This window comes from Oceanobacillus sp. M65, from assembly GCF_052246275.1.
GTDB lineage: Bacteria > Bacillota > Bacilli > Bacillales > Amphibacillaceae > Oceanobacillus_B > Oceanobacillus_B jordanicus.
Map to the genome: position 1 here is coordinate 800,020 of NZ_JBQQCJ010000002.1, position 13,032 is coordinate 813,051.

Consider the following 13,032-nt stretch of genomic DNA (forward strand, 5'->3'; position numbering starts at 1 on the left):
AACCTTCTCGACCCTTCCCATATAAGCGAATCCCACCATTAAGTCATACGAATTCATAAATAGAAACTGTTATATTTCAGAACGAAATCTGTATTAATATCTAGTTGAACAGGTGTAAAGCAAAGACATAGAGTCTGTTTAAAAACGTAGTGGTTAGGTTAAATTATTTGTGATAACGGAAACTCAACTCATCTTGACTTCCATTCACTAAATATACCTACCCTTGAGAATTGCAAAAACCAGCAAGCAATTTTTTCATTTTCTAACACATAAAAAAAAGAACTGATAAAATCAGTCCTTCTTTATAATGATATGATATTATTCAGATTCACTTTGATCTTGCTCTTCTTGTCCTTGGTCTTCATTTTTGGACTCAGCGTCTTCATACTCTACTTCTATTTCTGCCTGAGAATAAAACTCTTTCTTTAAATCATTATAAGAAGCTGTGCTTTCATTAAATGATTCGTTTGCACTTAAGACTTGTTCATAACTCTCATTTATAGTGTTGATGTGATCTGTAAGTTCTTCCTGTTCCGTACTTTCATCTTGCAACATTCCATACAAATCTTTCTCTTGTTGAATGGCAGTAGCATATACTTGGTAAAGTTTTTCATATGCCGTAAAACGGTCCATCATGGTAGAATACATATTTTCTGCCGTTTCCTTTAACTGCTCGTCCTCGATTTCTGCGATCAAGTCCTCTGTTTTTTGGAATTCCTCTTTTGCAGAATTGATGCTATCTTTCTCAGCTTCAAGTGCTTCCTCTCTTTCTGTCACGACCTCCGTGGCCTTTTCAGAAAGCTCTTTAATCTTATCCATCTCATCTGTTCCCAGTTCAATAATCTGACTGTATAGGTCTTGTTCCTGACGTTCAAGTTCCGTAATGTTGCTCTGTTGCTCCTCAAATCCTTTTTCCTGGGCTACAGCCTCTTCTAAATGTCCGTGAATTTGCTCTTCAGTCGATTCGCTGCTACAGGCAGATATGATGGCAAGCAAGCCTAATAGTAATAATATAGATGCTTTTTTAAATGGCATCGGCTTATTCCCCTCTCAATCTTGATGTATGCCCCCAAGTATAACATAAAACATGTGAAATCTCTGGTGAAAAACTTTGAAAAAGAGTGATCCAGTCAAACATTATGATCAAATGTTACAAGTTATGATAAAATAAAGCACGAAAGTTATATAGGTTAGATGGTATGTTAAGTTTAGCATGAATTATCTCGTTAATTATGAACAACCATATTACGATAGTTTCTATAGGCATACTGGCAAAAAAACCTGACTTAAACCTATTTTCAAATTAAATTTGCAGGCAGGAGTGACCAAATATGATTACAATGAAAGATATCGTCCGTGAAGGACATCCTTCTTTGGAAACGTCAGCGGAAGAAGTAAAAACTCCCCTTCAGCAAGAAGAACGGGAGTTGCTTGAAGAGATGCTGACCTTTTTAAGAAATAGCCAAGATGATGAAATAGCAAGAAAGTATGATCTACGAGCTGGGGTTGGGTTAGCCGCACCACAACTGGGGATTAATAAGCGTCTTGTTGCTATTCACTTTGAAGACTTTAATGGCAAACTATATAGTTACGGTCTAGTAAACCCGAAAATTGTTAGCCATTCTGTTGAAGATGCATATCTGTCTTCAGGTGAAGGTTGTCTTTCCGTGGATAGAACCGTTGAAGGATATGTGATCCGTCATGCAAGAATTACAGTAAAAGCAACTGATATGGACAACAATCCATTGAAGCTTAGACTTAAAGGATATGCAGCAATCGTATTCCAGCATGAGATTGATCATCTAAACGGAATTATGTTCTATGACCGAATAAACAGCAAGAACCCATTTTCGGCACCAGACAACGCAAAAGCAATTGACTGAATGACCCAAAACTAGATACGAGCGAAAAAGCCGAACTTTATCAATGGTTCGGCTTTTTTAAATAGATGATACAAAATAAGGGCCATTTAATGATGAAAATACTCCGGTATATGTATAAGAAAGTGCGATAGGTGAAAAATAGAATATATCATGCTAGCAAGCAATTCCAAGTGAAATAATAAATATTTTTCCAACAAATAACGTATTTTTATTTCAATATTCCTCAACTCGTACTATACTATAACTAAGAGGGATTGGATCGGTAGAACGTTTTTGTTGCTTTTCTTAATATTCGAAAGGAGCTGCATTCGTATGTTAAAACGCCTGAAAGAAAAGCTCAAGAAACGCTGGAAAGACTTTTTAGGCCAAGGACGTGTACCTACAACTTGTAAAAAAGACTACCATTGAGGTTTCCCAATCACAGTGTAAAAAGGTACAATATCTAATATGAATGCTACGGAAATAACAGATGCCTCTGATTGTCATATTTACGGAATGATAGCTTTTATCGGCTATCAGGCAATCAGAAATACAAATAAAATAAAAAATCATGAAGAAAGATCATGTAAGGAGAGATGAGATTGATTTATAAAGTATTATACCAAGAATTAAAGAATGAGATTCCAGTTCGAGAACGCACAAAGTGTGCATATGTAGAAGCGGACTCTGTCCGAGAAGTTCGTTCCAGTTTAAATGAGAAAAAATTCAACATTGAATACATCCATGTTCTAGACGAGGCACATTTAGAATATGAAAAACAATCTGAAACCTTTAAATTGGAGAACGCTTAACACATGAAATTTGTTAAGAATGACCAAGCAGCAGTTTTTGCACTTGGCGGATTAGGTGAAATCGGAAAGAATACCTATGGTGTACAGTTCCAGGATGAGATTATTTTAATTGATGCTGGAATTAAATTCCCAGAAGATGAACTATTAGGTATTGACTATGTTATTCCTGATTACACGTACCTTGTGCAAAACCAAGATAAAATTAAAGGATTAATCATTACACACGGACATGAAGACCATATTGGTGGAATACCATATCTTCTCCGTGAAATTAACGTGCCGATTTATGCAGGGAAACTTGCACTTGGATTAATCAGAAATAAACTGGATGAACATGGACTATTAAGAAATGCAAAATTAAACCCAATTCAAGAAGATGATGTTATAAAATTCCGTAAAACATCTGTAAGCTTTTTCCGTACAACACACAGTATCCCTGATTCCTATGGAGTAGTCGTTAAGACACCTCCGGGAAATATTGTACACACTGGTGATTTTAAATTTGATTTCACACCTGTCGGGGAACCTGCAAACCTTTCCAGAATGGCAGAAATAGGCAAAGAAGGCGTACTTTGCTTACTTTCTGATAGTACTAATAGTGAAGTACCTGGTTTTACGATGTCAGAAAAGGTAGTCGGGGCTAACATTCATGATATTTTCAGTAGAGTGGATGGCAGATTAATATTTGCTACATTTGCTTCTAATATCTACCGTCTCCAACAAGTTGTAGAAGCGGCAGTTAAGCACAACCGTAAAGTTGCTGTTTTTGGCCGTAGCATGGAATCGGCAATTAATCTCGGGCAGGAGTTAGGCTATATTCAAGCGCCCAAAGATACGTTTATTGAAGCGAATCAAATAAACCGACTTCCTGCAAATGAAGTTACGATTTTATGTACCGGGTCACAAGGTGAGCCTATGGCTGCCCTCTCACGTATTGCGAATGGTACACACAGGCAAATTCAAATCATTCCTGGTGACACTGTTGTATTCTCTTCTTCACCAATCCCTGGAAATACAGTAAGTGTTGGTAGAACGATTAATAAACTTTACCGTGCTGGAGCAGATGTAATTCATGGGAAACTAAGCAACATCCATACCTCAGGTCATGGTAGTCAAGAAGAACAAAAACTGATGCTAAGATTAATTCAGCCAAAATACTTTATGCCAATCCATGGTGAGTACCGTATGTTAAAGGAACACACCAAGCTGGCAGAATTATGTGCTGTAGATCAAGATAATTCCTTTGTAATGGATAATGGAGATGTACTTGCACTAGGTAAGGATAATGCTATTATTGCAGGTAAAATACCTTCAGGATCTGTTTACGTAGATGGAAGCGGAATTGGCGACATTGGAAACATTGTATTACGTGATCGTCGCATCCTTTCTGAGGAAGGTTTGGTAATCGTTGTTGTTAGTATTAATATGAAGGAGTTTAAGATCTCTGCAGGTCCTGATATTATTTCACGTGGATTCGTTTATATGAGAGAATCAGAAGACCTTATTAATGAAGCGCAGAAACTTGTCTCCAATCATTTGAATAAAGTAATGGAACGTAGAACAACACAGTGGTCTGAAATTAAAAATGAAATTACAGATACCATTGCACCATTCCTTTATGAAAAGACAAAACGTAGACCAATGGTTCTACCGATTATAATGGAAGTTTAATTAATATGCGAAAAGCCCGGGAATTGTTCCCGGGCTTTTTCATATAAATAGTCAGCGAAATTAATCTAACTTAATCTTCGATAACAAGATTTTTCTCAAAACGAGAAATATCCTTGTCTGAACCTATTACAATTAGCACGTCCTCTTCTACAAGAACATCCTCGGCAGCAGGAGACACATTAATGTCCTTCCCTTGCTTAATCGCTACAACGTTACAGCCATAGTTCGCACGAATATCTAGATCAATCAACGTCTTGCCAACCATTTTCTCACCAGCTTTCACCTCTACAATACTATGATCATCTGAAAGCTCCAAATAATCAAGTATATTATTGGAGATTATATTATGGGCGATTCGTTTCCCCATGTCTCGTTCTGGGTGAACAACATTGTCTGCCCCAATTTTGTTGAGGATTTTTTCATGATAATCATTTTGTGCTTTCACTGTAATTTTCTTAATGCCTAGATCAGTAAGAATAACAGTAGTCAAAATACTTGCCTGGATATTATCTCCAATAGCTACAATAACATGGTCAATATTTTTAATACCTAACTCTTTTAATGAAGCTTCATCCGTAGCATCTGCGATTACCGCATGAGAGGCTATATTTTTATATTCATTGATTTTATCTTCATCATTATCAATTACCAGTACTTCCATTCCTTCCATGCTTAATTCACGGCAAATACTTCCCCCAAATCTTCCTAATCCGATTACTGCATAATCACGTTTCATTATTTTTCCTCCATCACTCAACTTTGTCGATATAGCTATCATACATGATGAATCGAAAAAGGAGCAACCTCTTTTCGAGTTGCCCCTTCCAATTTTACATTGCATCAAGCATTTGGAACTGAGATTTCACCAATCCAAAGTACTCTCCACGCTTAGCCATCAATTCCTCATGGTTCCCGTTTTCGAGCACTTTACCATTTTCAAGTACAAAGATATTATCCGATTCTCTAATTGTAGATAGTCGGTGCGCAATAATAATAGCGGTTCTACCCTTAAGCAACCTATTTAACGCCTTTTGTATTTTCACTTCTGTTTCAGTATCTATACTTGCTGTCGCTTCGTCTAAAATGAGGATAGTTGGGTCCGCTAGAAGTGCTCTAGCAAAGGAAAGTAATTGTCTCTCCCCTGCTGATAAGATACTTCCTCTTTCTTCAACTTCGGTACCATATCCTTCTCCTAACCGCTGAATGAAGTCATCTGCTCCAACTACTTTAGCTGCTTCCATAACTTCCTCATCCGTTGCGTTAGGATTACCGAAACGGATATTTTCCATTATAGTGCCCGAAAAAATAAAGGTATCCTGTAAAACAACACTGATTTTTTGACGAAGGCTATTAATTTTAACGTCTCGTAAATCATGCCCATCAATCTTTACCACCCCTTTAGTAGGGTCGTAGAATCTACTGATTAAGTTAGCAATAGTCGATTTTCCACTCCCTGTATGTCCCACAAGAGCAATTGTTTGGCCTTGCTTGATATCAAGGGATATTTCATGGAGAGCAATTCTACCTTCTTCGTAAGAGAATTCCACTTTATCGAATTCTATATGCCCCTTCATTTCTTCAATGTTATAAGAATTTTCCTTTTCGTCGACGTTTGGCTTTTCATCAAGAAACTCAAAAATCCTTTCCGAGGCCGCCATTGCCATTAAAAGTTGATTATACATTTGCCCGAGACGTGAGATTGGTTCCCAGAACATACCAAGGAAAAAGGCAAATGCTACAAACGTTCCCAGTGCTATTCCGCCATTCGCTTCACCAAGTAATATAAGATGTGCTCCGTAAGCAATTAATATTACTGTACCAATTGCATTACACATCTCAACGAGTGGTCTAAACATCGCACTCTTCTTTGAAGCACCACGAAAACTTTCAAAGAAACCGTGGTTCACTCCGTTAAAATATTCCCCATTCTCCTTTTCTTGTGAAAAAGATTGTGTGATTCGCATTCCTTGGAGACCCTCATTTAAATGCGAGTTCATCCTGGATTGCTGAATGCGCACTTCTTGCCATGAGCGGCGAATGTTTCTCCGCAGTTTTGTAGAAATATAGAACATGATCGGCAATATAACCATGATAGCAAGTGCAAGCTTTGGACTTAATACAAATAAGATAACGATAATGCCGATTAATGTCACAACATCCATTAGCAGGTTAATGATTCCATTTGTAAATAATTCCTGTAATGAATTGATATCATTCATAATTCTTACAAGAATTGATCCCGCTGATCGCGAATCAAAAAAGCGATGTGATAAACGTTGCACATGAGAAAACAAATGTTGTCTAAGGTCATAAATAACATTTTGACCGAGAATATTTACCCACTTAATTCGGAAAGTGTTTCCTACAAAGCTTAATAAATAAAGAAGGCCGATGCCAACCACGAGATAAGTTAACATTGTAGTATCCTTGTTTTTTATGGCAATATCAATCGCAACCTTACCAATTAAAATTGGTACAGTTAGTCTAACTGCGGTAGATATCATCATGGCAATGATCGCCGCAGGTAAATAATTTTTCGAATATGGTTTCAGATAGACGAGCAAACGCATCATCTGTGTCCAGTTAAATTGCTTTTCAATTGCCTGATCAACCGTATAGTGAAATCGCGTTAGATGTCTGTTTTTATCTTTAGCGTTACTAGTATTCGCCATCGAATCCCCCCTTTATATTTGTACGGTTCCCAGAATTGCTTCCCGGTCCTGGTATTGAATATCATATATACGTTGATATGTTCCGTTATTTGAAACTAACTCCTCGTGTACGCCTCGTTCCACGACTTTTCCATCTTCAAGTACTAATATTTCATCCGCATGCTTTAGAGAAGATATCCTGTGCGCAATAATGAAAGAAGTCCTTCCCTTCATTACTTCCTTAAGGGCCTTTTGTATTTTAAATTCTGTCTCCATATCCACTGCTGAGGTAGCGTCATCTAGGACGAGGATGCTTGGATCCACACAAATAGCACGAGCAATGGCAATACGTTGTTTCTGGCCACCTGAGAGTCCCATCCCCCTCTCTCCTAGCATCGTATCGTATCCTTTCGGCATTTCCATAATAAAATCATGAGCTTGCGCACGTTTAGCAGCATCAATCACTTGCTCATCTGTCACATTGGGATTTCCATATGCAATATTTTCCCTAATTGACGTTGAGAATAAGAAAGGTTCCTGTAAGACAAAACCAATGCTGCTCCTCAGTTTTTTAAGTTCATAATCAACTACTGGACGACCATCAATTAGTACATCACCTTGTTCCGCTTCGTAAAAACGGGTAATCAATTGCGTAATACTTGTTTTACCTGACCCCGTAGCCCCAATCAATCCAATAACTTTACCAGGAGGTGCATCAAATGAGATGTTTTTTAGTGCTGCATCATCATCCTCTATATAGGTAAGTGTTACATCTTTAAACGTAACATGGCCTTTAATATCCGTTTGAAGAGCATCTTCTTTTTCTACAATATCTTCTTTAGCATCTAGAATTTCAAGTAGTCTTTCTCCAGAGGCTTTGGCTTGAGAAAACTGATTTACGACAAACCCTAGGTTCATCAATGGTCCCATAATATACCAAACCAAACTGAAGAATGCGACAAGTTCACCAGGAGCTAGGCTTCCTGAAATAACAAGATATCCTCCAAAGGTCAGTAAAGCTACAGCACATACGTCCCCTATGAATTCCATTAATGGAAAATACTTTGCCCAAATGTACGACGTCTTTAAGTAATTCTGTCGGTAGTTATCGTTATTTTTGGAGAATCGCCCAATCTCGAAGTCCTCTCGTGATAATGATTTCACTGTATTCATGCCACTAATATTTTCCTGAACTCTGGTGTTAAGGTTTCCAAAGGACTTTCTAATCTTTCTAAATGCAGGGTGAACCCGTTTATCGAACTTAAATACGACAATAATTAGAAAAGGCATCGCTGCCATTGTTACCAGTGCTAGTGGAATGGAATAGTAAAACATAACGGCTAAACTAAGTCCGATTAATAATACAATCCGGATTAATTCTGCAAAGCCCGCGGAAAGAAAAAAACGAAAACCTTCCACATCTGCTGTCATTCTCGACATGATGTCACCTGTTTTAGCATTATCATAGTATTTAAATGATAATGTCTGTAACTTCCCATACAATGCATTTCTAAGTTTATAAACAGATACTATTCCAAATAAATCTCCCAAATACTGATGAAAATAGGTCGCAAAACCCTTAACAATCATTAAAAGAATAAAGATTCCTGCAATGTATGGAATCAGAGAGTATTGATCCCCATAGACAACATTGTCGATGGTTTGTTGCAGTATAATTGGATAAACTACAGTAATTGCGGTTACAAAGACAAGAAATACTAGAGATAGAATGAAGTATTTCTTATACGGCCAATAAAACTGCTTTAACTTTTTAAACGTATTCAAGTTGTTCCCTCCCTCAGGATGTTTATTTCCGTAATTACTAATATAACGGGTTCCGAAATAAATATCTACTGCTTTTGCTTAATTTTTTAAATTTTTTTTCAAGTTAGGTTATTTTTACTTCTTATGTAGTGTTAAACAGAAATTCATCGTAGACAAAAGAATATAAAAAGACATCAAGAAAGCACTTACCCTATAGATAAGTGCTTCCTTGATGCCTTTATAAAAGCTAATCGTATTGGCTACTCTGTTGAAGTGACTTCACAACAGCTATGAAGCTTAATCAACAAATCGCTCAATGCGCTTTTTTAGTAACCTTGCAGAGCCACTAGTCTGTTTATATCTCAGTTGCCCTTCCCCATCGAACAAAAAATAAGCAGGCACTGTCCGAACAGAAAAAGAATGGGATAAAGAATATTGGTCATCGATTGCAATTGGTTGTGCGATATTATATTTTTGGGCTTGTTGGACAACTTGCTTAAGATCTTTATCCTTCTCGGAACGTGGCATATGAACCGCGATGACTTGAATTTTCCCCTTATGGGCTTCCATAACAGAGTTTAAAACTGGAATATTCCTCTTACAGGAATCACAGCTCACAGACCAAAAATGTATAAGAACGGGAAGACCATGTTCTAATTCTTCTTTTCTAATTTCCTGATGAAGCCAATTTGTTGCACCTGAAAGATCCGGAATAGATTCTCGTAATTGCATAACGAACCTCCTTATTTTGCTCCTTATTCCTTCTATCTATATGTCGTACAACTCCACTTTGGTGCCTATAGAGAGTAATTCTAGTAATTATTGACGATAATACCTACTCTCCCAAAAAAGAAAAGCCCTCCTATAAGGAGAGGCTTTGTACCTTCAAAAAACTTTATTATCAGCTAAACTTTTGGTTTACCTGATCACACACTGTAGCTGCATTTGTACCCTGTGCATTTATGACAGGCCCAGAAATAGTCGTATCAGCCATTCCCATTACATCCTTATCCTGGCCAGAAATCACACAGCAATCACAATATGCTGCATCCTCTGCTGATTTTAAGTCAACAACTTCATGCCCCATTTCCATGAGGGCCGCTTTAACATCCGATAACGTACTTTCAACACCAATTCGAGCCATTGTACAGCCTCCTATATAGAAAATCTCCTATATAGTTTCTGCATTCAGATTAATGTTATGCATCATTCACTGTTAATTTTGCAATGGTTTGCACCACTGCCTTTACACCAACAGATAAGGCTTCTTCATTTGGATTAAGTTGCGCATGATGGAGCCCATAAGGTGAGGAAACCCCAAGCCAAAACATAAACCCAGGAATCTCTTTTAGCATGTAGCCAAAGTCCTCTCCCGTCATCGCTGCAGGCGCTGTATCAAATTTAATATCGTTTTCTTTCATTACTTTGGAAAAAAGATGTACATAGGAAGCATCATTATATACTTGGTAATAGTTTGCTCCATAATCGACATCTATCTCACACTCATAAGCAAGAGAAAAACCATCCATTAGTTTTTGTAGTTTGTCCTTAATAATTGGCATGGTTTCCGGACTAAGGGTTCGAATTGTACCTTCTAGTCGGGCCGTTTCTGCAATGGCGTTCTGTACATAGCCACTTTCCATTTTGCCTATCGTAATAAGGGCACTCTCCAATGGATCAATTCCTCTGGAAATAATCTGTTGGAGTTGCACAACAAATTGACTTGCCGCAACCGTCATATCCTTGGCTAAGTGGGGATATGCAGCATGGCCGCCTTTCCCTTTAAAATCAATGAACAATTCACTCGTATTAGCGAAAAGTAATCCTTCCTTGCTCGATACGGTTCCTACTGGTAGCTCAGGTGCAATGTGTAGCGCAAAAATGATATCTGGAAACCACGCTTGGAACACATCAGATTGGAGCATGGGCAAAGCGCCCCCCGGTCCTTCCTCTGCTGGTTGAAAAACAAATAACAGATTATCTACTGGCGGGTTCTCAACAAAGTAATGGATAGAACCAAGTGCAATTGTCATATGGAAGTCATGTCCACATGCATGCATTCTTCCTGTGTGAGTGGAAGAAAAGGTAAGTCCAGTATCTTCTTTGATAGGAAGCGCATCAATATCAGACCGAAATCCTATTGTTTTTTTTGGATTGGTACCTGCTATTCGAACTAGCAAACCAGTCTTCCATTTTTTTACTTGGACCCGTTCTGTCTGCCATTCTGTCAACTTATCCAATAAATACTGCTGGGTTTTTGTTTCCTGAAATCCTAGTTCGGGTATCTGGTGTAATTCTCGCCGTATCGAACGTAGTGTTTCATCACTCATTGTTTCACCCGCTTAATTATCAAGTTTACGAAGTTCTTGCTTGATTTCTGTCTTAGATTTGGTGCTTTCATCAATTTCTTTAAGTACTTTTGCCGGCGTACCAGCAACAAGTGTATTTGGCGCAACATCCTTTGTAACGATAGCTCCAGCAGCGACAATCGCCCCTTTGCCAACAGTTACTCCTTCCAGAACAACTACATTTGCACCTATCACTACATCATCTTCGATAACAACAGGTTTTGCTGAAGGTGGTTCAATAACTCCTGCAAGTACTGTTCCAGCCCCTATGTGGCAATTTTTACCGACTGTCGCTCTTCCACCAAGTACAGCATTCATATCAATCATCGTGCCTGCGCCTATCGCTGACCCAATGTTAATCATAGCCCCCATCATAATGACACAGCCGTCACCAATTTCTACTTGGTCTCTAATCACTGCTCCTGGTTCGATTCTAGCGTTAATTCCCTTTAGATCTAATAACGGGATTGCAGAGTTTCTTCTGTCATTTTCTACAACATAGTCTGATACAACGGCCTTATTTTGTTCCAAGACTGCCTTAATAGCATCCCACTCACCAAATAAAACGCCGCTTTTATTTTCAACAAAGGCCTGGATACTCTCACCAAATTCTAATGCATCCAGATTATCACCCTTTATGTAGACTTTCACTGGGGTACTCTTTTTACTGTTTGAGATAAAACTAATAATTTCATTTGCATCCATCATGTTCAATATCTTTTCCTCCTAATACTATACTATCTTTACTTTAGCAGACGCCTTTTCCTCAAGCAATTATAAACTATTCTGCATTAGAGAAACTCGCATTTGGGCGTCTTTTGTGAATGTGTATGTATTTCTTATACGGGGACTTCCAAATTTCAACCATATCGTTATTGCTTCCTAGCTAACATTTTATGCTTCTGCCCCCGTAAAAAAACGGTGACTCATCTCTATGCATCTTGAGAGTCACCGCCTACTATATTATTATTCATATAATGATGTATAGATATCTTTCTTGAGCTTTTTAAGTATTGCTCTTCTCGTTAAGATTCCATCAAAGTACCCTTCCTCGTCTACTACGCAAACGAAAGGGTGATCAATAACTGCATTTAATCCATCCATTATATTATCTTCCTTTTTTAAGCAAGGCAGACCTTCATTCATAATATCTTTAACTTCCATGTGAGCAAGCTTCTCCATCTCAAATCGTTCCAGACCAAGAATTTCATTCAATATTTTCGTCTTACCGACCGTACCTTTTAGTCGATAGGAAGGATCCAAAACCGGGACAGCTGAGTAGCCAGATTTTACTAAGACGAGTAAAGCATGTTCCAACGGATTGTTTACTTGAACATGCGCTACCTTCTCTGAAGAAATCATTAAATCCCCTACTGTACCAGCAGTTAATTGATTAGCTTGAATCATACTCATAGCATGCGCTCCTTTTACATCTATCTTCACAGTTAACAATAATTTTCCGTTTACACGACAAGCGTAAAAATTTCCAGTTACATGTACAGTTTATCATAACTGAACAAATAGAAAAAATATCTTACCACGTGCCTTGATTATTAAAGCGCACTTATATTACAATATGAGCATATGATCATATTGTAAGGGGGAACTGATTTGAACTATACTCCAATTGATGAAGCATTAATAGATAATGTTTCTTTAACTTTTAAAGCCCTAGCTGATCCGACGCGAATAAAAATACTTCATTTATTATTTCAACGGGAATGTTCTGTTAGTGAAATTGCAGAAACATTAGATATGAATCAGTCAGCCATTTCACATCAACTAAAATACTTAAAACAACTACGTCTAGTAAAGAGCCGGCGAGATAAAACAAAGTATTATTATTCTCCAGATGATTACCATGTTATGAACTTGCTTGAACAATCGATTGAACATGCAAAACATATACGTTAAAGGGGGAGAT

The 13,032-nt window shown here is 37.8% G+C and carries 13 protein-coding genes; 4 read left to right on the forward strand and 9 right to left on the reverse strand.

All coding sequences use genetic code 11. The features are described 5' to 3' along the window. Positions 1-318: 318 nt before the first annotated feature. A complete protein-coding gene (locus ACTWPF_RS11655; RefSeq protein ID WP_238020823.1) occupies positions 319-1,035 on the reverse strand; it encodes a YkyA family protein in 717 nt (238 codons plus the stop codon). A gap of 296 nt (positions 1,036-1,331) precedes the next feature. Here ACTWPF_RS11655 and def point away from each other — a divergent pair, with 296 nt between their 5' ends. The 3 genes from def (at position 1,332) to rnjA (ending at position 4,345) form a co-directional block, all read left to right on the forward strand. After that, positions 1,332-1,883, forward strand: a complete 552-nt coding sequence (gene def, locus ACTWPF_RS11660) for a peptide deformylase (protein WP_106896533.1) — start codon at positions 1,332-1,334, stop codon at positions 1,881-1,883. 581 nt (positions 1,884-2,464) lie between these two features. Beyond that, complete coding sequence (locus ACTWPF_RS11665) at positions 2,465-2,674, forward strand: DNA-dependent RNA polymerase subunit epsilon (protein ID WP_106896532.1); 210 nt, start codon at positions 2,465-2,467, stop codon at positions 2,672-2,674. Between the two features lie 3 nt (positions 2,675-2,677). Then, positions 2,678-4,345: a ribonuclease J1 gene (gene rnjA / locus ACTWPF_RS11670; RefSeq protein ID WP_106896531.1), complete on the forward strand. Its 1,668-nt coding sequence runs from the start codon at positions 2,678-2,680 to the stop codon at positions 4,343-4,345. Between the two features lie 70 nt (positions 4,346-4,415). On the opposite strand, the gene ACTWPF_RS11675 is transcribed toward rnjA, so the two are convergent. From ACTWPF_RS11675 to cbpB, 8 genes are all read right to left on the reverse strand, one after another. Then, positions 4,416-5,081 carry a potassium channel family protein gene (locus tag ACTWPF_RS11675; RefSeq protein ID WP_036573381.1) on the reverse strand — a complete coding sequence of 222 codons (666 nt, stop codon included), beginning with the start codon at positions 5,079-5,081 and terminating at the stop codon, positions 4,416-4,418. 94 nt (positions 5,082-5,175) lie between these two features. Then, positions 5,176-7,017 (reverse strand): ABC transporter ATP-binding protein, encoded by a 1,842-nt coding sequence (locus ACTWPF_RS11680; protein WP_443149204.1) that lies wholly within the window; start codon positions 7,015-7,017, stop codon positions 5,176-5,178. A 12-nt stretch (positions 7,018-7,029) separates the two neighbouring features. After that, on the reverse strand, positions 7,030-8,781 hold the full coding sequence (locus ACTWPF_RS11685; protein WP_106896529.1) for an ABC transporter ATP-binding protein: 1,752 nt from the start codon (positions 8,779-8,781) through the stop codon (positions 7,030-7,032). 276 nt (positions 8,782-9,057) lie between these two features. Continuing rightward, the gene (locus ACTWPF_RS11690; protein WP_106896528.1) at positions 9,058-9,492 is read right to left on the reverse strand and encodes a TlpA family protein disulfide reductase; all 435 of its coding nucleotides are present in this window, start codon (positions 9,490-9,492) and stop codon (positions 9,058-9,060) included. 169 nt (positions 9,493-9,661) lie between these two features. After that, positions 9,662-9,904: a YkuS family protein gene (locus tag ACTWPF_RS11695; protein WP_106896527.1), complete on the reverse strand. Its 243-nt coding sequence runs from the start codon at positions 9,902-9,904 to the stop codon at positions 9,662-9,664. A 55-nt stretch (positions 9,905-9,959) separates the two neighbouring features. Then, complete coding sequence (locus ACTWPF_RS11700) at positions 9,960-11,090, reverse strand: N-acetyldiaminopimelate deacetylase (RefSeq protein WP_443149205.1); 1,131 nt, start codon at positions 11,088-11,090, stop codon at positions 9,960-9,962. A gap of 12 nt (positions 11,091-11,102) precedes the next feature. Further along, entirely contained in the window at positions 11,103-11,822 is a 720-nt protein-coding gene (gene dapD / locus ACTWPF_RS11705) for a 2,3,4,5-tetrahydropyridine-2,6-dicarboxylate N-acetyltransferase (RefSeq protein WP_036573391.1), read from the reverse strand. Positions 11,823-12,074: 252 nt separating this feature from the next. Beyond that, positions 12,075-12,521, reverse strand: a complete 447-nt coding sequence (cbpB, locus tag ACTWPF_RS11710; RefSeq protein WP_036573394.1) for a cyclic-di-AMP-binding protein CbpB — start codon at positions 12,519-12,521, stop codon at positions 12,075-12,077. 198 nt (positions 12,522-12,719) lie between these two features. Here cbpB and ACTWPF_RS11715 point away from each other — a divergent pair, with 198 nt between their 5' ends. Then, the gene (locus tag ACTWPF_RS11715) at positions 12,720-13,022 is read left to right on the forward strand and encodes an ArsR/SmtB family transcription factor (protein ID WP_106896525.1); all 303 of its coding nucleotides are present in this window, start codon (positions 12,720-12,722) and stop codon (positions 13,020-13,022) included. The last annotated feature ends 10 nt before the right edge of the window (positions 13,023-13,032 follow it).